Origin of the sequence: Limnohabitans sp. DCL3 (genome assembly GCF_048019295.1) — a bacterium.
Classification (GTDB): Bacteria; Pseudomonadota; Gammaproteobacteria; order Burkholderiales; family Burkholderiaceae_C; genus Limnohabitans_A.
Map to the genome: position 1 here is coordinate 806,290 of NZ_CP171842.1, position 22,513 is coordinate 828,802.

Genomic DNA, 22,513 nt, shown 5'->3' on the forward strand with positions numbered 1-22,513 from the left:
GGGGCCAATAAACGGGCTGGCAGACTAAAATCAATGCTTATTTTAAGGGTTAGCCCTGAGCGCAGGGGTCTGACCCTTGCAAAACAAGAGACCGCATGCAAGCTCCTCTTCCATTTTTCATGACCCGACTGGCCGCGTGGCTGGGTCTGGCCATGGCTGCCGTGCTGGTTTTCTGGCTACTGGCCCCTGTGCTTGCGCCGTTCGTCATTGCGGCGGTCATGGCTTATGTGTTGCATCCCATGGTCCTCAAACTGGAGCGCTTGACCGGAGGGGGTCTGCCGCGTTCGCTGGCTGTGGTGCTGGTTGAGGCACTGGCTTTGCTGGCCCTTGGGGGCTTGTTCTTGTTGCTGGTGCCGATTCTGGTTCGTGAATGGCCTCTGCTGCAGCAACAATTGCCCATGCTGCTCGACCGCTTGGCCGATGCCATCAACCCTTTGCTGGCCCAATTGGGGCTGAATGTCTCGTTGGATCTGGCCGACTTGAAAAAACAGCTGGTGACTTACCTGAGCGCTAACCGTGAAGACTGGTGGGCTCCGCTGATGTCCTCGCTCAAACTTGGCGGTAGCGTGGCCTTGGCTTTGGCTGGTTATGCGGTGCTGGTCCCTGTGGCTTTGTTTTACATGCTCAACGACGGGACTCGGCTGGTCAACAGCGTGCTCGAATTGGTGCCACCGGCTTGGCGCGAACGTTTTGACGGCTTCATGAGCGACTGTGACGACGTGCTGGGTGAGTACCTGCGTGGGCAGCTTCTGGTGATGCTGGCTTTGGCCGTTTTTTATTCGCTAGGACTCCATTTTTTCGGCCTTGATTTGGCCCTGCCCATCGGGGTGTTCACCGGGTTGGCCGTGTTTGTGCCTTATTTGGGCTTTGGCCTTGGCCTGCTGTTGGCGCTGTTGGCCGGTTTATTGCAGTTGGCACCGTCCCAAGCGCTGCTGATGGTGGCTGTGGTCTACGGTTTTGGGCAGTTGATGGAGAGCTTTGTGTTGACGCCCCGACTGGTGGGGGAGCGCATTGGCTTGCACCCCCTGGCCGTCATTTTGGCTTTGATGGCCTTTGGCCAGTTGTTGGGTTTTGTGGGCGTGCTGATCGCCTTGCCTGCCAGTGCCGTCTTGTTGGTGGGCTTGCGCCGTTTGCGTGCGCACTATTTACAAAGCGATCTTTACCGTCAAACCGGTTCGGTTTCGCTTGAAAAAGGACCCGATCAGGCATGAAGCAGCTGGCTTTGGACATTGGCTTGGCATCCACGCCCACGCTCGACAATTTCTTTGCAGGTCCGAATGAAGGGGCGCTGAGCCACCTGCGTTTGTGGACATCGTCCCCAAACCGTTCGCCTGTTCCCAGTTATTTGTGGGGTGAAAGCGGTTGCGGCAAAACCCATTTGTTGCATGCTGTTCACCACGCGCTCAAAGAGCAAGGCGCTCAAGTGGGCTGGCTGGATGCCCACACCATGGACCCGCCCGAGTTCAAGGATGAATGGGCCGCGGTGTTGATGGATGATGTGCACCTTTACAACCTCGAGCAGCAACACACCGCATTCAATTGGTTTGTCAACGCCCTCACACCGCGCAGCGGTACACCTCGCTGGGTTTTGGCCGCAGGCGCGTTACCTCCCGCTGATCTGAAACTGCGAGACGACTTGCGCAGCCGCTTGGGCTGGGGCTACATCGACGCCCTGAAGGTACTGGGCGAGCCCGAACGCCGCGCCGTGCTGCGCCAAGAGGCCGATGCCCGGGGCCTGTTTTTGAGCGACGAGGTCATGTCTTACATGCTCAAGCGCTTTTCGCGTGATTTGGGCAGCCTGATGCAACTGCTGGACCACTTGGACCACTACGCACTGCAAACACAACGCGCCCTGACCATTCCTTTGGTACGGGCGATGCTGGAGAACGAATGAAACTTGCCCTGTTCGATTTGGACCACACGCTTTTGCCATTGGACTCGGACCACACCTGGGGCGTGTTCACCACCGAAATGGGTTGGACCGACCCGGTGGTCTTCGGCCAACGCAACGACGAGTTCTACGCCCATTACCAAGCGGGTACGCTGGACATTCATGACTATGTGCGCTTTGCCACGCGCGCTGCCCGCGAACGCGGCGCGACCGAAGCGGCCCATGCGCATGCCCGCTACATGGACGAAGTGATCCGGCCTCGCATCACGCCCGAGGCGCTGGCACTGGTACGATCGCATCAACAGGCAGGCGATACGGTCATGATCGTGACGGCCACCAACGAGTTTGTGACCCGCCCGATTGCGCAGGCCTTCGGTGTGAGCGAGTTGATCGCTGTGGACCTCGAGCGTGATTCCAGCGGCTGGATCACGGGCGAGATCCAGGGAACGCCCTCTTTTCGCGAGGGTAAAGTCACCCGGGTGGCGCATTGGCTGGGCCAAAAAGGCTTGGCCTGGAGCGACGTGGAGATGACGTTCTACTCGGACTCCATGAACGACCTGCCACTGCTGGAAAAAGCCCACCATCCGGTGGCAACGAACCCTGACGCTCGGTTGCGTCAACTCGCCACAGAGCGTGGCTGGCGCATCCTCGACCTCTTTCAAGAATGATCAAACAATTCATCGACAAGCTGATGGGTAAAGCGCCCAAAAACAGCCAACCCCATTTTGGTCGCCGCACCGAGGTGCCCGCGTCTGTACACGGCATTGATCCCAACTTGGTGGACGAACGTGCCATCAACGTCACGCGCACGCTGCAACAGGCCGGATTCGAGGCTTATGTGGTGGGTGGCGCGGTGCGTGACTTGCTGCTGGGATTGCGCCCCAAAGATTTTGATGTGGCCACCAATGCCACACCCGAGCAAGTCAAGGGCCTGTTTCGCCGTGCTTTCATCATTGGCCGGCGCTTTCGCATTGTGCATGTGGTCTACGGCCGGGGACGCGACAACGAGGTGATCGAGGTCTCCACCTTCCGGGCGCATTTGGACAATGTCGCTGCAGAGCAGGTCAAGGGCAACGAGCGCACCAGCAAACGACAACTTGAAGGCATGCAGCACGCGGTAGATTCATCGGGGCGTGTGTTGCGCGACAACGTCTGGGGTCCACAAGATGAAGACGCCACGCGCCGCGACTTCACGGTGAACGCCATGTACTACGACCCTGAGTCGCAAATCGTGGTCGATTACCACGGCGGCATACAGGACTCTAAAAAACGCGTTTTGCGCATGATTGGTGACCCAGTGGCGCGTTACCGCGAAGACCCGGTGCGCATCATCCGCGCCGTGCGCTTTGCGGCCAAGCTCAGCCCGCTGGGTTTCAAGCTTGAAGCCAAAACCGCCAAACCCCTGACGCAGTCGGCCACTTTGTTGGCCGATGTGCCCCAAAGCCGTTTGTTTGACGAAATGCTCAAGCTGCTGCAGACCGGGCACTCTTTGGCCTCCATTGCCCAACTGAAAAATCTGGGCTTGGCCACTGGCATTTACCCCTTACTGGATGTGGTTGTCGAGCGGGCTGAGAGCCCCTTTGTGCAGGTGGCACTGGCCGATACCGACCGCCGCGTGGGGGAAGGCAAACCCGTAGCCCCCAGCTTTTTGCTCGCTTGCGTGCTGTGGGCCGACGTGCGCGAAGGTTGGGCCAAACGCTTGGCGCGCAAGGAACACCCGCATCCGGCTTTACAAGACGCGATTGACGAGGTGTTTGACGCACGCATCGGCGATGTGTCGGGACGCGGTAAGTTGGCCGCTGACATGCGCGAAATTTGGATGATGCAACCGCGTTTTGAAAAACGCGTGGGCAGCACCCCCTTTGGCTTGGTCGAGCAGCCACGCTTTCGCGCAGGCTTTGACTTTTTGCGTCTGCGTGCAGACATTGAAGAGGTGGATGTTCGCCTGGCCGACTGGTGGCAAGAGTTCAGCACGGCCAGCGATGCCGAGCGCGAAGATCTGGTGCAGGCGGCCAAGGCCGAGCAACAAGCCTCGCAAACGGCCAAACCACGCGTGCGCCGAGCACCCCGACCTGAAGGCGCGCCTGCGCCCACGACGGGCGAGAGCCGTCCTGCCGCGGAGGCGGAAGGCAGCGAGGAGGGCGCAGTCAAAAAACGCCGCCGCCGTCGCCGCAAGCCCGGCGCTGTGGGGGATGACGGCGGCAGCGCCGCTTGAGTCTGTGATCTGATCCACGGGGGCCGATTTTGCGAGACCCAGTCACCGCCTATGTGGCCTTAGGGGCCAATTTGGGCGATGCCCGTGCGGCTGTGCAGCAGGCCTTCGAGGCACTGGCCTGTTGGCCCGGAATTGAAGTCACAGGCCGCTCCGCGCTGTACCGCACAGCGCCCCATGAAGCCCAGGGGCCCGACTTCGTCAACGCGGTGGTCCGCATCGAGACGCGTTTGACCGCCCCCGATGTGCTGGACGCTTTGCAAGCCATTGAACACCAGGCGGGGCGTTTGCGCCCCTACGTGAATGCACCGCGCACCCTGGACTTGGATTTGCTGTTTTACGGCGATGCCTGCATGCACAGCACCCGCCTGACGCTGCCCCACCCGCGGTGGCGTGAGCGCGCTTTTGTGCTTTACCCCTTGGCCGATGTGTGGCCGCAGCGTGTGTTGCCTGAAGACATGGCCCGTGTGGTGGGGCAAGTTATCGAACGCGATGGAGCGGCGCAAACATGACTTTTTTCATCAGTTTGCCAGTGTCCCTACAGACCATTTTGCTGTTGCTGGCCAGCAACGTGTTCATGACCTTTGCCTGGTATGGGCACCTGCGCAACATGGCCACAGCCCCCTGGTATGCCGCGGCCTTGGTGAGTTGGAGCATTGCCTTGTTTGAATACCTGTTGCAGGTGCCTGCTAACCGCATTGGTTACACACAGTTCAGTGTGGCGCAGCTCAAGATCATGCAGGAGGTCATCACCTTGACAGTGTTTGTACCCTTTGCCATTTTTTACCTCAAGGAGCCGTTCAAGCTGGACTATCTGTGGGCTGCCTTGTGCATGGTTGGAGCGGTCTACTTCATTTTCCGAAGCCCCTAGACAGCGCCATCACGGTCATGTTGGGGCGAAGTGTGTCAGCTTGGCCTGGAGGGCTCGCGACATCATTGACTGATCAGTCGCGCCGCTTCGATTTGGTACTCAAAGTAGCGCTGGAAGCTGAACACCAAACTGGCCATCAAGACGGTGGTGCCCATCAATAATGCAGTGGCAATACCGATGATCGTGCCCCAGTTGGTGCGTCCAGCTGGGTGAAGCTTTTCGCCCTGGGGGTTGAATTTGGCATTCCATTTCTCGATGGAAGTCAGGCCGTAGATGATCGCGTTGAGAGCACAGCCGGCGATGGTGAAGCCGAGCAAAGGAATCAGCATCCAGCTGAGCGTGTCGTCCTGACCGAATTGCTGCACGCGCTCGAGGCCATAAAAACCCAGCGCTGTGGGGATGGGCAGCAGCCAACCCAGCATGTCCGAAAATCCATAAAGGTAGAAACGGTGCAGGCCCAATGGACCTGTCCAAAAAGCCAACCAGGTCGCGAATGTTTTGTTTTTCATGAGGTGATTATTGCGGAGGGCTGCTGTCACCTGGGCCCAAAGGCTTTTCCATCATCACAACATCCAGCCAGCGGTCAAATTTCCATCCGCATGACTGGAGGATGCCCACATGGCTGAATCCCACGGATTTGTGGACACCAATCGATCCTGCATTCGCCGAATCCCCAATCACAGCCAAAAATTTACGCACCCCTGTGCGTTCCGCCTGGGTGCACAACTCGGTCAGCAGGGCTCGGCCCATGCCCTTGCCTTGCGCATCGGGGGCCATGTAGATGGAGTCTTCGGCAGAAAAACGGTAGGCGGGGCGTGGTTTGAACCAGTTGCAATAGGCAAAACCCATCACACGGCCATCGTCTTCCAGCACCAGGTAGGGCAATCCTTTGGACAGCACATCGGCTCGGCGACTGGCCATATCGGCCTCTGTTGGTGGATCGATCTCGAAAGTGCCGGTGCCTGTGAGCACGTGGTGGTGGTAAATGGCCGTGATGGCGACGATGTCTTCATCGCGGCTGGGTCGGATCAGAGGCAAGGCGGAGCTCCCGTTGTATAATGGTGGGCTTTTCAGTGTGTCACTGGCCGGGTGGCCAGTTGCGTGTCTCAAATGCTGAAGGATACCGGGCATCTTGGCAATTGTTCCCAAGAGACCCAACCACCCAAGGATAAATCATGGTTGTTATTCGTTTGAACCGCGGCGGCTCTAAAGCTCGTCCTTTCTTCAACATCGTCGTTGCCGACAAGCGCGTGCGTCGCGATGGTCGCTTCCTCGAGCGCATCGGTTTTTACAACCCCACAGCCAAAGGTGGCGAAGAAGGTCTGCGCATTGCTCAAGACCGTCTGACCTACTGGAAGAGCGTTGGTGCCCAGGCCTCTCCAACCGTGGAACGCCTGATCCGCCAAGCTGGCAAAGCCGCCGCCTAATCGACTCGCCTTGGCCATGCGTCCCCCTTTGGAAAAAGCCGAACTGCCGGCTGATGCCATTGAAATCGGACGCATCGCCGATGCTTGGGGCATCAAAGGCTGGTTCAAGGTCTTGCCCTACAGCGCCTCCCCTGAGGCGCTTTTTTCTTCCAAGCGCTGGTTTTTGTTGCCGCCTGACAGGCCGATGAAACCCCAACGCGCGACTGAAATGGCGACATCCAAAACGGAACAAACGGCTTGGACTGAGCCTGTGTTGTTGTGTGTCAAAGAAGCCAAAGACCATTCGGACACGGTGGTGGCCTGCGCCCAGGACATCAACGACCGCAGCGCCGCCGAGGCCTTGCGCGGTGCGCGTATTTTTGTTCCGCGCTCGAGCTTCCCTGCCGCTGCAGAGGGTGAGTATTACTGGGTGGACCTGATTGGCTTGCAAGTGGTCAACCGTGAAGGCATTGACCTTGGCCAAGTGCGCGAACTCATGTCCACGGGTCCTCAAACTGTGTTGGTCCTTGAAGCGGCCCCAGCGTCAGAAGGCGGCAAATCGATTGAGCGCATGATCCCTTTTGTTGATGCGTTCGTCGATGGTGTGGACTTGTCCGGCAAGCGCATCACGGTCGATTGGCAGCCCGACTACTGATCGGCCTCGGCCGTGGAGGGCCATCCCCATGCGCTTTGACATCATCACCCTGTTCCCCGAGCTTTTTGAGCCGCTTTTGACAAGTGGCATCACCCGCCGTGCTTACGAAAGCGGCTTGGTGGATGTGCATTTCTGGAATCCACGGGACCACGCGGAAGGCAATTACCGCCGCGTCGATGACCGCTCATTCGGCGGTGGTCCTGGTATGGTCATGTTGGCTGAGCCCTTGTTCAAATGCCTCACGGCGATTCGTGCTGAGCGTCAGGAAGCCCATCCGGCCCCTTTGGTGCTGTTTTCGCCGATCGGACAAGTGCTGAGTCACGCTGTGGTGCAAAAGTGGTCGCACAGCGCAGGGGCCGTGATGTTGTGTGGTCGCTATGAAGGTGTCGATCAGCGGTTCATTGACCAATATGTCGATCAGCAAATCAGCCTGGGTGATTTTGTGCTTTCAGGGGGAGAAATTGCCGCCATGGCCCTGCTGGATGCCGTGGCCCGTTTGCAGCCCGGTGTCCTCAATGATGAAGGCAGCCACCAGCAAGACAGCTTCAATCCTGCATTGGACGGTTTGCTGGACAGTCCGCACTTCACCCGTCCAGAGGTTTGGCAAGATTGCGCTGTTCCGGCGGCATTGATGTCGGGCCATCATGCTCAGATTGCGCGCTGGCGACGCGAACAAAGTTTGCGCCTCAGTGCGTTGCACCGCCCTGAATTGCTGGAGCAGGCCCGTCTGTCAGGCAAGCTGAGTCGTCAGGACGAGGCTTTCATCCAGCAGCTTGGACATCTCACATCTTCAGACAATGGCGGTGTGGACTCGAAAAAGCTATAATCAAAGGCTTTTCGATCCTCTACCCGCCGCGATCTGGCTCAGTCATGCGCATGTATGGCCTTTACAGCACAGAACGCCCCTTGTGTAGCGAGGCATGATCGGACGGAGTTCAAAAAATGAATTTGATTCAAACTCTTGAGCAGGAAGAAATTGCCCGTCTGGGTAAAGTGATTCCTGAATTTGCCCCCGGCGACACCGTGATCGTCAGCGTCAACGTGGTGGAAGGTGCGCGCAAGCGTGTCCAAGCCTACGAAGGTGTTGTGATCGCCAAGCGTAACCGTGGCCTGAACAGCGGCTTCACCGTGCGTAAAGTCTCCAGTGGCGAAGGCGTGGAACGTACGTTCCAAACCTACAGCCCTGTGATCGCCAGCATCGAAGTCAAGCGTCGTGGTGATGTTCGCCGCGCCAAGCTGTACTACCTGCGTGACCGCAGCGGCAAGTCGGCACGTATCAAAGAAAAGTTGCCACAGCGCAAAGCGGCGCCTGCTGCCAAAGCGTAAAGCCTTTTCGGCCATGCGAAAAAACCGCCCGGGCTTGCGCCACGGGCGGTTTTTTTATGGACATTTCAAAACAGTGACGCATGGCCTACTCGCCATGAAAAAAGGCCTTGCCGATCAAGGCAAGACCTTCGAGAGATGCTGGAAGTCCTGGGTGCAACCCAAGAAAACAATCAACCGCGTGTGATCTTCAGCACGCGGGTGCCGCCGCGCTTGGCAGGGCCTTCGCCAGCTGCACCGTGAGGTTTGAAGTTGCTGGCACCGAACTGCTTGGGGCCGCGAGCAAACTTGTCGCCCGCACCTGCCGCGCCACGTGGTGCTGGACGAGCGGCGTTGCGGTTGTCACCACCACGCTCTTCCCACCGGCCGCCTTGACGTGGGCCGTCCTGGCGAGCGTCTTGGCGTGGGGCAGGGCGGCTGTCGCCTTTGTCCCATGGGTGCGCGGGTGCGCTGCGTGGTTCAAAGCGGTCACCGCCACGGTTATCACCACGGGGTGCGTCAAAACGACCGCCTTCTTTGCGTGCATCGAAGCGGGGTTCGCTGCGCTGCTCAAATCGAGGTTGCTCGTCGCGGAAATTGCCACGTGGGGCGCGGTTGTCAAAACCACCACCGTTGTCGCGGTCGCGGTTGCCACCGAAGTCGCGGCCACCAGGGGCGGGACGACCACCACGGAAACCACCGCCTGCATTGGCGTAATTGCGCTCACCACCAAAGCGGTCACCGCCACGGCCCATGGGCTTGCGGGCTTCGGGCATGCGAACCTTGGGCTCCAAGCCCGGAATCACTTCGGCCTTGAAGGGCTGGCGTGTGTAGGACTCGATGTCACCGATTTTGCGACGGTCACGGATCTCGGCAAATGTCACGGCCAAGCCATCGCGGCCAGCACGGCCAGTACGGCCAATGCGGTGGGTGTAATCCTCGGCCTTCATCGGCAAGCCGAAGTTGAAGACGTGGGTGATGGTGGGCACGTCGATGCCGCGGGCGGCCACGTCGGTCGCGACCAGAATTTGCACTTGGCCATTGCGCAGCGCCATCAGTCGGCGATTGCGCATGCCTTGACTCAGGGCGCCGTGCAGGGCCACAGCCGAGAAGCCGTCTTGCTGCAGGTCAGCGGCCAAGCCGTCGCACTCAATTTGGGTGCTGGAGAACACGATGGCTTGGTCGATGGTGGCGTCACGCAACCAATGGTCAAGCATCTGGCGCTTGTGCTGGGCGTTGTCGGCCCAAAACAGCACTTGTTTGATGTTGTTGTGCTTTTCTTGGGGGTTGTCGATCTGGATTTTTTGGACCGAAGAGCCGCCATCGTGCATGACGCGCATGGCCAGTTGCTGAATGCGTGGGGCAAAGGTGGCGCTGAACATCATGGTCTGGCGACGCTGGCTGGTCATGTCGTTGATGTCGGCCAAGTCGTCCGAGAACCCCAGGTCGAGCATCCGGTCGGCTTCGTCCACGACCAAGAACTGCACCTTGTCCAGCTTGATTTGCATGGAGCGTTGCAGGTCGAGCAAACGGCCAGGGGTGGCCACAACCAAGTTGGCGTTCTGCAGCTTGGCAATTTGCAATTGGTAAGGAATGCCGCCAACCACGTTGGCCACGCGCAGACCGCGTGTGTGCTTGACCAGCTCAATGGCGTCTTGCGCCACTTGCTGGGCCAGCTCGCGGGTGGGACACAAGATGAGTGCACCGGGGGCTGGGGCTTTGAAGTTGCGTGGGTTGGTGGGATCTTTGCGTTTGGCGCGCTTGGGTGCTGGCTCGCCGTTGGCGGCAGCGTCGGCGCATGCTTGGTCAAACTCTGCACGTTCAGCCGCTTCTTGTTCGGCCATCTGCTGGATCAGCGTGTGCAACACGGGCAACAAAAAGGCGGCGGTTTTGCCACTGCCGGTTTGACTGGAAACCATCAAATCGGTGTAGCCATTGGACTTGCCGTCTTTGGAGCCGCCGGCTGTGGGCAGCGCCAAAGGAATCGCGCGCAATTGCACAGCGGTGGGTTGTGTATAGCCCAAATCGGCCACAGCTTGCACCAATTCAGGGGCCAGACCCAACTCTACAAAGCCATTGGGTTCAGCAGGAGTGGCGTCTGCTTCTTCGGCATCTTCGGTCGCCACTTCAGGTGAAGTGACGCTCTTGATGTCAGCCGCTGCGGCGACCATGATTTCCGTAGCCAAGTTTTTCTGGGCTGCTTGCGCAGTCGATTCGGTCGTGATGGATGTGATTTCGGCAGGCGACAAGTCGTCCTGCACTGTGTTCAAAGTGTCGGTCATGTGTGTAAAAAACTCGCACGGAACAACGACCGCCAACAGTAGACTGTTGCATGAGGTCTTAGCACCGCAAGGTTGAAAAAACATCAACCATCAAACGGTGCTCGCGAGGGGCGCTGGGCAAGGAGCCTGGCCGCTGTGAGTGACCCTATCGTTGGGTCAAGGCATGAAGGGAGATGTATGAATTGCTGCACCTGAAATGCAGCAAGACGCGGATTATGGCACGGCTCAAGAAAAAACGCTAGGGTTTTCCCTGAAAAATCACAAGCGAATGAAATGCTCGCGGTAATGCGCCAGTTCATCGATGGATTCGTGCACATCGGCCAAAGCGGTGTGCTTTTGCTGTTTCTTGAAACTGGCATACACCTCGGGCTTCCATCGGCGCGAGAGTTCCTTGAGTGTGCTCACGTCTAAGTTGCGGTAATGAAAAAACGATTCCAGTTGGGGCATGAACTTGACCAGAAAGCGGCGGTCCTGGCTGATCGTGTTGCCGCACAGAGGGGATGCGCTTTTGGGCACATACTTTTTCAAGAAAGCCAGGATCTGCGCTTCGGCATCGGCCTCGCTGGTGGTGGATGCCTTGACTTTGTCAATCAAGCCACTTTTGCCGTGCGTGCCCTTGTTCCAGTTGTCCATTTGGTTCAGCAGTTCGTCACTTTGGTGAATCACCAGCACGGGTCCTTCGATGCGCGGCGTCAGGTGTGGACCCGTCACGATCACGGCGATCTCCAGCAAGCGCTCTTTTTCGGGGTCGAGGCCCGTCATTTCGCAATCGATCCAGACCAGGTTCTGGTCGGATTTGGGCAACTCTGTGACTTCAGGGGCGGGGGTAGGGGTGTTCGCATCAGACATATTGGGATTGTCGCCGATGCCATGAACCCTTCGGCCTTGGGCTTGAATCGAAGCACATCCCAGGGCTCGCAGGGTGTGGCTCCTACAATGGCAGCATGAATGCATCACTGACTTTGACACTGACGCTGGTGGTGGCCTTGCTGGCCCATGTCGCGCTCAAGTTCTGGCTGAACGCCCGCCAAGTGCGGCATGTGGCCCGCCACCGCCATGCGGTACCGCAGGCTTACGCCGACACCATGGTCTTGGCCGACCACCAAAAAGCCGCCGATTACACCTTGGCCAAAGCGCGTTTGTCACAAATCGACATTGCGCTCGATGCGACGGTGCTGCTGGGCTGGACGCTGCTGGGCGGGCTTGACGCGCTCAACCAGGTGTTGCTGGACTGGATGGGCCCAGGCATGGCGCAGCAAATCGCGCTGGTGCTGGGCTTCACACTGGTTGGCGGTCTGATTGGATTGCCCTTGTCGCTCATGCAAACCTTTGGCGTGGAGCAGCGCTTTGGCTTCAACAAGATCACGCCCGCCTTGTGGCTGGCCGACATGGCCAAAGGCCTGGTGCTGGGCTTGGTGCTCGGCCTGCCGCTGTTGTGGGTGGTGCTGTGGCTCATGCACGCCGGGGGCGCGTGGTGGTGGCTGTGGGCTTGGGGCGTGCTGGTGGGCTGGCAGCTGTTTTTGATGGCCATTGCGCCGAATGTGATCATGCCGCTGTTCAACAAATTCACACCCTTGGAAGACGAGTCGCTCAAGGCCCGCGTGCAAGGTCTGATGCAACGGGCAGGCTTTACCGCCAAAGGGTTTTTTGTCATGGACGGCAGCCGCCGCTCGGCGCACTCCAACGCGTTCTTCACTGGCTTTGGGGCCAGCAAGCGCGTGGTGTTTTTTGACACCTTGCTCCAGCAACTGAGCCCGGCCGAAATGGAAGCGGTGCTGGCCCATGAGCTGGGCCATTTCAAGCACAAGCACATTGTCAAAATGATGGCGAGCAGCTTTGCCATGACGCTGGCGGGTCTGGCACTGCTGGGCTGGCTGGCCCAACAGGTTTGGTTCTATACAGGCCTGGGCGTGATGCCCAATCTGTCGGGCAGCAACGATGCGTTGGCACTGGTCTTGTTCATGTTGGTCACACCCGTGGTGACCTTGTTTTTGGCGCCTTTGTCGTCATGGCGCTCGCGCCAACAGGAGTTTGAAGCCGATGCCTATGCCGTGTCACAAACGCCGGGCAAGGACTTGTCCTCGGCCCTGCTCAAGCTATACCAAGACAACGCTTCAACCCTCACGCCCGATCCTTGGTATGTGAAGTTCTACTACTCGCACCCCCCGGCCAGTGAGCGTTTGCAAAGGATGAAAACCGCATGAGCGCCCCAGAAGTCAGGGCCCTCAAGCCCACTGAAGTGATCATGGCGCTGGGCCAGATTCCGGGCTGGGGTTTGTCGGGTGATGGCGAGCATGTGGCGATTGAAAAAATCTTTGAATTTCCCGAGCACTCACACGCTTTACTCTTCGTCAACAGTGTCGGGTGGTTGTCTGAAAAGTTGAACCATCACCCGGAACTGGTGCTGACCTACCGCCGCTGCGTGGTCCGCTGGAACACCCACGATGTGCGCGGCTTGAGCCGTCTGGACTTTGAGGCCGCGACCCAGACCGACACCTTGATACCGGCATGATGTGGCATGAGTAAACCCAAAGCGCGCCCGGCTTTAGCCCCAACCAGCGATCTCGAGCCGGGCTTGGTGGTGGCCACCTATGGCCGTCATTGTCTGGTCGAAACACCCGAAGGACGACGTCTGATTTGCCACCCACGCGGCAAAAAAAACCAGGTGGTGGTCGGTGATCAGGTGCTGTGGCAGATTGCAGGTGACGAGGGCAGTATTGAAAAACTGCAGGAACGTCGCAACCTGTTTTACCGGCAGGACGAAATTCGCACCAAATCCTTTGCCGCTAATTTGGACCGCGTGCTGATCCTGATTGCGGCCGATCCTGAGTATTCTGAAAGCCAGCTCTCACGGGCCTTGGTGGCGGCCGAAGCTGAGCGCATCACGCCCATCATCGCGCTCAACAAAAGCGATCTGCTCCAACCCTTTGCACAAGCCTGGGAGCGACTGGCCCCCTACCGCGCCATGGGCTACAGCGTCATGCCCATCAGCCTGAGTCCGCGCAGTCCGGTCGCCGACGACGGCGTGGCTGCATTGAGTGCGCATCTGATGGGTCTGACAACGCTGGTTCTTGGGCCGTCGGGCAGCGGCAAAAGCACGCTGATCAACCGATTGGTTCCTGGTGCGCAGGTGGAGACCGGCGAGATTTCGCTGGCCCTCAACTCGGGCAAGCACACCACCACCAGCACGCGTTGGTACTGGGTCCCCGCATTGGATGGGGCTGATGACACGGGTGACGCACGCACCGCCTTGATCGATTCACCTGGTTTTCAGGAGTTTGGCCTGCACCACATCGAGCCCACGCGCTTGGCCGACTGCATGCCCGATTTGCGCAAGCATTTGGGCGGGTGCAAGTTTTACAACTGCACGCATTTGCACGAACCCGGTTGTGCCGTGTTGGCACAGGTAGAAACCGAGCAGCACACGGGCTCTGTCAGCATGCGTCGCCATCGCATTTACGCACAGCTGTTTGAGGAATTGGGCCTGCAGCGCTGGTAGGACAGTGGGTTTCAGCCCAACAAGTTGGCCATGGTCAGCAGGGCCACCAGCACCAGCCACATGATGACCGTGCGCCAGACCAAACCCACCACTTGGGCAAAATGCGCCACCTCTGGAATGCGGCCTGGGGTGCTGCTGCCTCCCGAACTGGAAGCGCCATCGTCATCTGGATTGGCCGCTTGCAATGGGGCGCCGCCCAAGCGAATATTGATGGCGCCTGCTGTGGCGGCCAGAATGACCCCGTCGTTGTCATCGGGAAAGTTGTTCGCGTGGTTGCGCCAGCCATCCATGGCGTCTTCAAAACTGCCCACGATGGCAAAACCCAAAGCGGTCATGCGCGAAGGCAGCCAGTCCAATGTCAACCAGGCGCGAGAGGCTACTGCGCGAAGCGCCTCGCTCGCCACAGAGCCATCGAGTGCAGGTTCTTGCCATCGGCGTTGCGCCAATTGCGTGAGGCGGTACACCACCGCGCCCACGGGGCCCAAACCCACAATGGACAAGGCCGCGTACCAAAAAAATACCCCAAACACATGACGGTGGGCAGCGATCATGGAGTACTCAATGACGTGGCGCACAATTTCGCTGCGCGGAATTTGACCGACTTGTACTTGCTGCCATTCGGCCAGCAACTCGCGGGCCCGTGTTTCGTCGCCATTTTCCAGCGCTTCGCGAATGGCGGTGAAATGGTGGCTGAATTGTCGAAACCCCAAGGTCACGTAGAGAAGGGCAACATTCCACACCACCGCCAGCAACCATCCCAAACCCCACTCGAGGCTCCAGTGAATCAGCATGGTCAAAAGGGCTGGTCCGATCACGGTGATGCCCCAAGTGATCCAGGCTTGGTGCTGGATGCCTGCATCCAATGTGCGGGCAACCCATGTAATCCACCGAGTCATGGCGGTGTAAATGACGTTGACCGGGTTCAAGGGGCGGGCTTGTTCCAGCACCAGGGCCAGCAAAATGGCAAAAAAACTCATGGCGTCCTCAATGTGCTGGGTTGACCACTAAAAAACGGTAGAAGTTACGAAGCATACCGGCTGTCGCACCCCAAATGAAGCGCTCTGTCTGGTCGATTTGGCCTTGCGGTCCTGTTCTGACTTCGTGGTAGGGCATGGAAAACCAATGCCGCTGTTGGCCCTGCCAGTCCAAGTGATGACGGCGGTGGTTCGCGGGGTTCATCAAAAAAGCCAGCGGCACCTCAAACACATCCTGCACCTCGTCCGCATTGGGTGCCAATTCGAATCCAGGTGATACCAGTGCGATGACGGGTGTGACCCAAAAGGCGGTGCCGGTCACATAAACCGGTAATTGGCCTATCACCTGAACGTGTTGGGCGGCCAAACCCACTTCCTCTTGCGCCTCGCGCAGCGCCGTGGCCTGCAGGTTGGCATCTTGCGGGTCTACCTTTCCGCCCGGAAAGGCGATCTGTCCGGAATGTGTGCTCATGTGGTTGGCCCGCTGTGTGAGCAAAACGGTGGACTGCGCAAAGTCGGCCCCCCGCATCACAATGGGGACCAAGACGGCTGCGGGTGTAGGCGTCCGGGTGGAGACAGAGGGTTCCCGTTCGACCTCTGGTTGCCAGGCGGGAGGCTTGGCAAACCGTGCCTTCAAGGCTTGGGGCGAAAGGTGTGCAGACGGGACGGCCGGCATATCGTGGTCGATGCGCCAAACAGGGACATTGCGGGGATCAAAAGACAAAGGTGTGGACACGGTGGGTGTTTATAACCGACTCAGAGCTCGCCCGCTTTAGAATGTCAAAGGCTGCATTTTTTAGCAGCACTATTTTTTATTGATTTAGGTTGACAGCATGAAGCGAGACTATTTTTCCCAAAACACCTCCTCGGATCGCCGTTTTGGCGAACACCGCTCCGGCACCTGCATGGCGCTCATCGATGGGCGATTTTTGATTTGGATGGCCCAGCAAGGCGCCGTGGGCACCACCGGCGAGTCGGTTAACCGTCAGGGTTTACTCAGCTTGCTCTCGCAAGCATTGGCACACGCAGGCTTGGATGTCGATTTGCGCCGAATTTACTGGTACAGCGATCGCTCGGATGGGTTGATCATCGATGACCAAATTGTGCGTTTGGTACAGACCCACGATGCCGACGGTGGCGCCTCTCTGCTGCGCTCACTCGGCCATGATTTGAAACAACTCGCCGAGCACCACGCGTGTGACCATGTGCTGGTGGCGAGCGACGATGAGCGTTTTTTGGCCACCATCGATGAAGCGCAACTCAGTGGTGTCAGCGTGCATTTGTTGGCAGATGAATCGGCGCGGAACATGCCACAAATGGTGCGCACCGATCCGGGTTGGGCCCGCTTGTTGGCTCAAGGAGACCGTCGCGTGATGGTCAACTCACAGGCCTTGGCTGACATGTTGCAAGGTAAGTTGCCCACGGGCATGGGCTTGGCTTTAGAGGATGTCGAAGAGCTGCGCAAGTCGATGCACGAGGTCATCACCGCATGGTGGGCCGATGAACCTGAGGATTTGCGTGAAGATTTGCGTGACGCACTGCAAGTGAGTCGGGGCATACCGCAAGAGGTGGACCGCCAACTGCTGCTGCGCATGCGCCAGCGGTTGGCCCGTGCCTTGAGTTTGCCCGAGAAAAAAATGCTGCGCGAGACTTTGCGTGCGGTGGTCGCTCTGCCCATGGATTCCCCGCCAAAGGTCACCGACGTTTTACCACCTGAACCCCAAGCCTGAGCTGCGCCATGCGAGGTCGTGCCCCGGCCCTCAATTCGAAGTTCATCGGTGCCTCCAGGTGAATTGAATCGGGTTCTTGTGCCACAGGGGGGTGACCAGATTTTCAGTGATCATTGGGGGCGTGAAAAAGCCCTGAGGCTTGCGCATCAGGGCTGCACTTCTTGCGATGACCAGTTAGTTTTTGGCGTGGTAAGCCGTCAGCCGGTCCACCTCATTTTTAGAGCCCAAAATCACGCTCACCCGCTCGTGCAATTGGCGGGGCAGCAGATCCAAAATGCGTTCTTTCCCGTTGGTCGATGCACCGCCGGCTTGCTCGATCAACCAGCTCATGGGGTTGGCCTCGTAAAGCAGTCGCAGTTTGCCCGCCTTGTGCGGCTCGCGCTTGTCCCAGGGGTACATGAACACACCACCGCGGGTCAGGATGCGGTGCACATCGGCCACCATGGAAGCGATCCAGCGCATGTTGAAGTCCTTGCCGCGCGGGCCTTCCTTGCCCTGCAGGCATTCGTCGATGTAACGGCGCACGGGTTCGTCCCAGTGGCGCATGTTGCTCATGTTGATGGCGAACTCTTTGGTGTCTGCCGGCACTTGCACGTTTTCTTGGGTCAGCACAAATGAACCCTGTTCACGGTCGAGCGTGAACATGGCCACGCCATCGCCCACGGTGAGCACCAGCGTGGTTTGCGGGCCATACACGCAATAACCGGCGGCCACCTGGTTCTTGCCGGGCTGTAAAAAATCCTGCTCGGTCACACCTTGGTTGTCATCGTTTTTTTTGAGCACGCTGAAAATGGTGCCAATGCTGACGTTCACATCGATGTTCGAAGAGCCGTCGAGCGGGTCAAACATCAGCAGGTATTCGCCTTGCGGATAGCGGTTGGGCACGAGGTAGATGCTGTCCATCTCTTCGCTGGCCATGGCCGCCAGATGCCCACCCCATTCATTGGCTTCGAGCAGGACTTCGTTGGCAATGATGTCGAGTTTCTTCTGCACTTCGCCCTGAACGTTTTCGCTTTCAGCGCTGCCCAATACACCGCCCAGCGCGCCTTTGTTGACTGCATGGCTGATGCTTTTGCAGGCGCGGGCCACCACTTCCAGCAGCAGGCGCAAATCGGCAGGGATGTGGCCTTTGTCGCGTTGTTGCTCAACCAGGTAGCGGGAGAGGGAGATTTTGCTGCTCATGTTCTGTCCTTGGGTTGGGGGCTTCAGCGTCAAGCAGCACTCAAGGCGCGGCCGATGACTTCGCGCACGTCGTTCGACAAATCTGCTTTAGCGGCCACGCGCTCAATGGCCACTTTGGCCGCACTGCGGTAGGGTTCTGCCAGACGGCTCCAGCGGTCCATGGCGCGGGCCAATCGGGCGGCCACCTGCGGGTTGATGGCGTCCAGAGCCAACACCTGTTCACTCCAATACACATAGCCGGCTGCGTCTGTGCGGTGGAAACCGGCTGGGTTGGCACTGCAGAAGCTGAAAATCAGGCTGCGTGCACGGTTGGGGTTGCGCAGACTGAAGTCAGGGTGCTGCATCAGTTGGCGCACACGAGGCAGCACATCACCAGCGCGGTCGGGTGCGCTGGCTTGCAAGGCAAACCATTTGTCAATCACCAAGGCTTCGTGCTGGAACAGTTTGTGAAACAAAGCCAAAGCATCGTGTGCCAGCGGGTGGCCACTGATGACCAATGCTGACAAGGCGTTGAAACGGTCCGTCATGTTGCCAGCGTCTTTGAACTGCTGGTAGACACGGCCCGGTGTCACTGCATCGCCAGTGTGCATGGCGGCCACGCAAAGCATGCCCATGGCCAAACCGGCCAAAGCGCGGCGCCCACTGGACTGGGCGTCTGGCGAGTAAGCGCCAAGAACTTGGTGTGCCTCCCATGCCCATTGCCAGTCGGCGTTCAAAGCCGTGGCCAATTGCAGGCGCATGGTTTCGCGCAGAGCGTGCACACGCTGGGGATCTACCACGTCCAGTTGGTCGGCAATGTAGTTCTCCGATGGCAGTGTGAGCGCCAAATCCTTGAAAGCCGCGTCCAAGTCGGGGCGACGTAAAAGGTCGCGCAGCGCCGCAACCAGCTCGTCGGACAGCACGGGCAGGCCCGTCAGATCTTTGTTTTGCTGTATCGCTTGCAAAGCACTTTGCAGCATCAGGCGCTGACCTGCCTCCCATTGGTTGAATGGGTCGCTGTCATGGGCCAACAAAATCAACAAATCGCTGGCCGACAAATTGTCCTCGAGCACCACGGGAGCACTGAAGCCGCGCAACAGCGAGGGCACGGGTTCGCTGTCGACGTTGACAAAGGTGTAGCGGGCGCTGGCTTCGGTCAGCACCAAAGTTTGTTGCAGCATCAGATCGCTGGAGCCTGCCAGTTGCAGGGGCATTGCACTGCCATCCCGATTGAGCAATCCCAGCGTGACGGGAATGACAAAGGGGGCCTTGCGCTCTTGGTCGGGCGTGGCTGGACAGCTTTGGCTGAGTGTGAGTGTGAACGAGCGCTCAGCCGCGTTGAAGATGCCCACGGCTTGCAGGCGCGGTGTGCCTGCCTGGCTGTACCAGTGTTTGAAGGCGGGCAAGTTTTGGGCCAGCGCAGAGCGGGGGTTGGCGTCGGCAATCGCTTGCGCAAAGTCGTCGCAGGTCACCGCCTGGCCATCGTGGCGCTCAAAGTAAAGCTTCATGCCTTGGGCAAAGCCATCCCGACCTTGCAAGTCGTTGGGGGTGGCCACCAGGGTTTGCATCATGCGAACGACTTCTGAGCCCTTTTCGTAGATGGTGACGGTGTAGAAGTTGTTGATTTCGACATAGCTGTCGGGCCGCACGGGGTGGGCCATGGGCCCGGCGTCTTCGGCAAACTGCACCGTGCGCAGCACGCGCACGTCTTCAATGCGTTTGACGGCCCGCGCACTGGCACCGCCCGCCATGTCCTGGCTGAACTCTTGGTCTCGGAAAACCGTGAGACCTTCTTTCAGGGAGAGTTGGAACCAGTCGCGGCAGGTGATGCGGTTACCTGTCCAGTTGTGGAAGTACTCGTGTCCAACGACGGATTCGATGTTGCCAAAATCCATGTCGGTGGCTGTGGCTGGATTGGCCAACACGTACTTGGTGTTGAAGATGTTCAGACCCTTGTTTTCCATTGCCCCCATGTTGAAGTCGCTGGTGGCAACAATCATGAAGCGTTCCAGATCGAGCGGCAGACCAAAGCGGGCCTCATCCCAGGCCACACTGGCCATCAGGGAGTGCATCGCATGTTCGGTTTTGTCCAAATCGCCAGGTCGCACAAACACCTGCAGCAGGTGCTCTTGACCGCCTCGGCTGACGATGCGTTGTTCGCGAGCGACCAGTTGGCCTGCCACCAAAGCGAACAAGTAGCAGGGTTTTTTGTGCGGATCGACCCATTGGGCAAAGTGGCGGCCATCGTCCAAGAGGCCTTGCGCCACCAAATTGCCGTTGGACAGCAGTACCGGGTACTTGGCTTTATCGGCGCGCAGCGTGACGGTGTAGCTGGCCATCACATCCGGGCGATCCAGAAAATAGGTGATGCGGCGAAAGCCCTCGGCCTCGCATTGTGTGAAGAACGAGTCATTGCTGACGTACAGGCCCATCAGTTGGGTGTTCTTTTCAGGATTACAGGTGGTGAAAATTTCAAGATCAAAGGCGTCAGAGCCGCCTTCTTCAAAGCAAGGCAGGTTTTCCAGCACCAGTTGGTTGCCGTCCATCTTGAACGATGTGCCCGCACCATTGACCATCACGCGAGCCAAGTTCAAGGCCTCGCCATCCAAGCGCAGCGCTTGGGCCGCCACGTCAGGGTTGCGGCGCAGGCGCATTTTGTTCAGTACCCGAGTCTTGCTGGGGTCCAGGTCAAAGGTCAAATCGACCGTATCGATCCAGAAGGCCGGGGGGGTATAAGCCTCCCGGTGGATCGCTGTGGGTTGTCCTTCACGCATCACGAACTCCGTTTTGTTTGAGGTCTGACTGGGTCAGAGGCCTTGTTTCAGTGAGGCTTCGATGAACGCATCCAAATCGCCATCGAGCACCTTTTGTGTGGCCGAAATTTCGACGTTGGTGCGCAAATCCTTGATGCGGCTGTTGTCCAGCACATAGCTGCGAATCTGGTGACCCCAGCCCACATCGGTTTTGGTGTCTTCCAGCTTTTGCTGTTCTTCCAGCCGTTTGCGCATTTCAAAGTCGTACAAGCGAGAGCGCAGGCGTTGCCAAGCCACATCCCGGTTGCTGTGTTGACTGCGGCCATCTTGGCACTGCACCACGATGCCCGTGGGGATGTGGGTCAAGCGCACAGCCGAGTCGGTCTTGTTGATGTGCTGACCGCCCGCGCCGCTGGCGCGGAAAGTGTCCGTGCGCACGTCCGACGGGTTGATGTTGATCTCGATCGAGTCATCGATTTCGGGATACACAAACAGCGAGGCGAACGAGGTGTGGCGACCCCCTGAAGAATCGAATGGGCTTTTGCGTACCAAGCGGTGTACGCCGGTTTCGGTGCGCAGCAGACCGAAAGCGTATTCGCCCTCGATCTTGATGGTCGCACCCTTGATGCCCGCTGTGTCGCCGGGTGTTTCATCTTCGACGGTGGCTTTGAAACCTTTGCGTTCCGCATACTTGATGTACTGGCGCAGCAACATGCTGGCCCAGTCGCAAGCTTCTGTGCCCCCTGCGCCGGCCTGGATGTCGACAAAACAGTTCAGCGGATCGGCCTCATGGCGGAACATCCGTCTGAACTCAAGGTCTTCCACGAGCTGGGCCAGTTTGGCGGCTTCAGCCTCAATGGTTTGGAGGCCAGCGTCGTCACCTTCTTCCTTGCTCATCTCAAAGAGTTCAAGGTTGTCGGCCAATTCACTGGTCAGGTTGGTGATGGTGACCACCACACCGTCCAGTGCTTTTTTCTCTTTGCCCAGTTCTTGGGCTTTTTTCGGGTCGTTCCAGACCGAAGGATCTTCGAGTGATGCGTTGACGGTTCTCAGCCGTTCAGATTTGGCATCGTAGTCAAAGATACCCCCGTAACTCGTGGGTACGAGCGGTCAGGTCTGTGAGGGATGCACCAATTTGGTTGATGTGTTCTGCGTCCATGGGGAAGGTGTCCGGTTCGGTAAACCGGACATTTTCTCATGAGTTCAACTTGCGCCAAGTGGTGAGTTGGCTTAAAACTGCCGCCCGTAAGAGAACATCAACCCGGCCGTGCCCAAAAACTTCAACTGAACTGAGTCGTGTGGCGTCAGCTTGTAGCCCACAGCCGGGATGATGGCCGGGTTGAAACCTTTGTAGTTCAGAGGCACTTTGTTTTCATAGGGTGCGACATAGCCGTACATGAGTCCGGCAGTGACTTTGGCGAACAATTGGGGGATGCCAAGCAGATGGTTGTATTGCTGACCCGCGTACACATAAACGGAGGGCTGGCCAAATGAGTTGCTGAAAAAGCTCACGCCACACAAACGGTCACCGGGCAGTTGCTCGTCGACAGCGATGAGCACCACATGTTTGTGCTCTGGATTTTGGCTCCAGTGGTGCGTGAATGGGGATAAGGTGAACTCGCCACGATGAGCGGGTTCTGGGGCACCTTTGACCGCCAAGAAATCCGGGCAATGGCGCTGGGCGGCTTCAGCATGCGCAAATCCAACGAAATTGGCCATGACGATGGTCAAAATGAGCTGCAAGGTGCGAAAAGTGCGCATGGGCGACCATCATCGA

At 58.4% G+C, this 22,513-nt stretch carries 24 protein-coding genes; 14 read left to right on the plus strand and 10 right to left on the minus strand.

Features of this window, described 5'->3' with window-relative positions; all coding sequences use genetic code 11:
• The first annotated feature begins 95 nt into the window (after positions 1 to 95).
• The 6 genes from ACHEXK_RS03595 to ACHEXK_RS03620 are packed head-to-tail and all read left to right on the plus strand — an operon-like array spanning position 96 to position 4,974.
• Positions 96 to 1,211, plus strand: a complete 1,116-nt coding sequence (locus ACHEXK_RS03595; protein WP_416548005.1) for an AI-2E family transporter — start codon at positions 96 to 98, stop codon at positions 1,209 to 1,211.
• The gene (hda, locus tag ACHEXK_RS03600; protein ID WP_416548006.1) at positions 1,208 to 1,894 is read left to right on the plus strand and encodes a DnaA regulatory inactivator Hda; all 687 of its coding nucleotides are present in this window, start codon (positions 1,208 to 1,210) and stop codon (positions 1,892 to 1,894) included. Before ACHEXK_RS03595 ends, hda begins: the two co-directional genes overlap by 4 nt.
• On the plus strand, positions 1,891 to 2,559 hold the full coding sequence (locus tag ACHEXK_RS03605; protein ID WP_416548007.1) for an HAD family hydrolase: 669 nt from the start codon (positions 1,891 to 1,893) through the stop codon (positions 2,557 to 2,559). Before hda ends, ACHEXK_RS03605 begins: the two co-directional genes overlap by 4 nt.
• Positions 2,556 to 4,106: a polynucleotide adenylyltransferase PcnB gene (gene pcnB / locus ACHEXK_RS03610; RefSeq protein WP_416548008.1), complete on the plus strand. Its 1,551-nt coding sequence runs from the start codon at positions 2,556 to 2,558 to the stop codon at positions 4,104 to 4,106. Before ACHEXK_RS03605 ends, pcnB begins: the two co-directional genes overlap by 4 nt.
• 29 nt (positions 4,107 to 4,135) lie before the next feature.
• Complete coding sequence (gene folK / locus ACHEXK_RS03615; RefSeq protein WP_416548009.1) at positions 4,136 to 4,615, plus strand: 2-amino-4-hydroxy-6-hydroxymethyldihydropteridine diphosphokinase; 480 nt, start codon at positions 4,136 to 4,138, stop codon at positions 4,613 to 4,615.
• Positions 4,612 to 4,974 carry a DMT family protein gene (locus tag ACHEXK_RS03620; RefSeq protein ID WP_416548010.1) on the plus strand — a complete coding sequence of 121 codons (363 nt, stop codon included), beginning with the start codon at positions 4,612 to 4,614 and terminating at the stop codon, positions 4,972 to 4,974. Before folK ends, ACHEXK_RS03620 begins: the two co-directional genes overlap by 4 nt.
• 62 nt (positions 4,975 to 5,036) lie before the next feature.
• On the opposite strand, the gene ACHEXK_RS03625 is transcribed toward ACHEXK_RS03620, so the two are convergent.
• Positions 5,037 to 5,483, minus strand: a complete 447-nt coding sequence (locus ACHEXK_RS03625) for a hypothetical protein (RefSeq protein ID WP_416548011.1) — start codon at positions 5,481 to 5,483, stop codon at positions 5,037 to 5,039.
• Positions 5,484 to 5,490: 7 nt separating this feature from the next.
• Positions 5,491 to 6,012: a GNAT family N-acetyltransferase gene (locus tag ACHEXK_RS03630; RefSeq protein WP_416548012.1), complete on the minus strand. Its 522-nt coding sequence runs from the start codon at positions 6,010 to 6,012 to the stop codon at positions 5,491 to 5,493.
• A gap of 137 nt (positions 6,013 to 6,149) precedes the next feature.
• Between ACHEXK_RS03630 and rpsP the strand changes: the two genes are divergently transcribed.
• From rpsP to rplS, 4 genes are all read left to right on the plus strand, one after another.
• Positions 6,150 to 6,401: a 30S ribosomal protein S16 gene (gene rpsP, locus ACHEXK_RS03635; RefSeq protein WP_019430383.1), complete on the plus strand. Its 252-nt coding sequence runs from the start codon at positions 6,150 to 6,152 to the stop codon at positions 6,399 to 6,401.
• A 16-nt stretch (positions 6,402 to 6,417) separates the two neighbouring features.
• The gene (gene rimM / locus ACHEXK_RS03640; RefSeq protein ID WP_416548013.1) at positions 6,418 to 7,035 is read left to right on the plus strand and encodes a ribosome maturation factor RimM; all 618 of its coding nucleotides are present in this window, start codon (positions 6,418 to 6,420) and stop codon (positions 7,033 to 7,035) included.
• Between the two features lie 28 nt (positions 7,036 to 7,063).
• On the plus strand, positions 7,064 to 7,861 hold the full coding sequence (gene trmD / locus ACHEXK_RS03645; RefSeq protein ID WP_416548014.1) for a tRNA (guanosine(37)-N1)-methyltransferase TrmD: 798 nt from the start codon (positions 7,064 to 7,066) through the stop codon (positions 7,859 to 7,861).
• A 116-nt stretch (positions 7,862 to 7,977) separates the two neighbouring features.
• A complete protein-coding gene (gene rplS, locus ACHEXK_RS03650; protein WP_062405559.1) occupies positions 7,978 to 8,361 on the plus strand; it encodes a 50S ribosomal protein L19 in 384 nt (127 codons plus the stop codon).
• Between the two features lie 170 nt (positions 8,362 to 8,531).
• On the opposite strand, the gene ACHEXK_RS03655 is transcribed toward rplS, so the two are convergent.
• The gene (locus ACHEXK_RS03655; protein WP_416548015.1) at positions 8,532 to 10,619 is read right to left on the minus strand and encodes a DEAD/DEAH box helicase; all 2,088 of its coding nucleotides are present in this window, start codon (positions 10,617 to 10,619) and stop codon (positions 8,532 to 8,534) included.
• A gap of 258 nt (positions 10,620 to 10,877) precedes the next feature.
• A complete protein-coding gene (gene orn, locus ACHEXK_RS03660; protein WP_416548016.1) occupies positions 10,878 to 11,468 on the minus strand; it encodes an oligoribonuclease in 591 nt (196 codons plus the stop codon).
• 95 nt (positions 11,469 to 11,563) lie between these two features.
• On the opposite strand from orn, the gene ACHEXK_RS03665 reads away from it, so the two are divergent.
• Genes ACHEXK_RS03665 through rsgA form a run of 3 tightly spaced genes read left to right on the plus strand, consistent with a single transcriptional unit; the run spans position 11,564 to position 14,118 of the window.
• Positions 11,564 to 12,823: a M48 family metallopeptidase gene (locus ACHEXK_RS03665; RefSeq protein ID WP_416548017.1), complete on the plus strand. Its 1,260-nt coding sequence runs from the start codon at positions 11,564 to 11,566 to the stop codon at positions 12,821 to 12,823.
• Positions 12,820 to 13,131: a 4a-hydroxytetrahydrobiopterin dehydratase gene (locus ACHEXK_RS03670; RefSeq protein WP_416548018.1), complete on the plus strand. Its 312-nt coding sequence runs from the start codon at positions 12,820 to 12,822 to the stop codon at positions 13,129 to 13,131. Before ACHEXK_RS03665 ends, ACHEXK_RS03670 begins: the two co-directional genes overlap by 4 nt.
• Before the next feature lie 6 nt (positions 13,132 to 13,137).
• Positions 13,138 to 14,118 carry a ribosome small subunit-dependent GTPase A gene (gene rsgA / locus ACHEXK_RS03675; RefSeq protein ID WP_416548019.1) on the plus strand — a complete coding sequence of 327 codons (981 nt, stop codon included), beginning with the start codon at positions 13,138 to 13,140 and terminating at the stop codon, positions 14,116 to 14,118.
• Positions 14,119 to 14,129: 11 nt separating this feature from the next.
• Here rsgA and ACHEXK_RS03680 read toward each other — a convergent pair whose 3' ends face one another.
• Both ACHEXK_RS03680 and ACHEXK_RS03685 read right to left on the minus strand, forming a co-directional pair.
• A complete protein-coding gene (locus ACHEXK_RS03680; protein ID WP_416548020.1) occupies positions 14,130 to 15,095 on the minus strand; it encodes a CobD/CbiB family protein in 966 nt (321 codons plus the stop codon).
• Between the two features lie 7 nt (positions 15,096 to 15,102).
• Positions 15,103 to 15,828, minus strand: coding sequence for a CoA pyrophosphatase (locus tag ACHEXK_RS03685; RefSeq protein ID WP_416548021.1), 726 nt, complete (start codon positions 15,826 to 15,828; stop codon positions 15,103 to 15,105).
• Between the two features lie 97 nt (positions 15,829 to 15,925).
• Between ACHEXK_RS03685 and ACHEXK_RS03690 the strand changes: the two genes are divergently transcribed.
• Positions 15,926 to 16,822: a hypothetical protein gene (locus tag ACHEXK_RS03690; RefSeq protein WP_416548022.1), complete on the plus strand. Its 897-nt coding sequence runs from the start codon at positions 15,926 to 15,928 to the stop codon at positions 16,820 to 16,822.
• 174 nt (positions 16,823 to 16,996) lie between these two features.
• Here ACHEXK_RS03690 and ACHEXK_RS03695 read toward each other — a convergent pair whose 3' ends face one another.
• The 4 genes from ACHEXK_RS03695 to ACHEXK_RS03710 form a co-directional block, all read right to left on the minus strand.
• The gene (locus ACHEXK_RS03695) at positions 16,997 to 18,004 is read right to left on the minus strand and encodes a class 1 fructose-bisphosphatase (RefSeq protein WP_416548023.1); all 1,008 of its coding nucleotides are present in this window, start codon (positions 18,002 to 18,004) and stop codon (positions 16,997 to 16,999) included.
• Positions 18,005 to 18,033: 29 nt separating this feature from the next.
• A complete protein-coding gene (gene pepN / locus ACHEXK_RS03700; RefSeq protein ID WP_416548024.1) occupies positions 18,034 to 20,757 on the minus strand; it encodes an aminopeptidase N in 2,724 nt (907 codons plus the stop codon).
• A 33-nt stretch (positions 20,758 to 20,790) separates the two neighbouring features.
• A protein-coding gene (prfB, locus tag ACHEXK_RS03705) for a peptide chain release factor 2 (RefSeq protein WP_416548025.1) occupies positions 20,791 to 21,895 on the minus strand; the annotation gives its coding sequence in 2 pieces (ribosomal slippage) (positions 20,791 to 21,813 and positions 21,815 to 21,895; 1,104 coding nt in all).
• A 71-nt stretch (positions 21,896 to 21,966) separates the two neighbouring features.
• Positions 21,967 to 22,497, minus strand: coding sequence for a hypothetical protein (locus tag ACHEXK_RS03710; protein ID WP_416548026.1), 531 nt, complete (start codon positions 22,495 to 22,497; stop codon positions 21,967 to 21,969).
• Positions 22,498 to 22,513 lie beyond the last annotated feature (16 nt).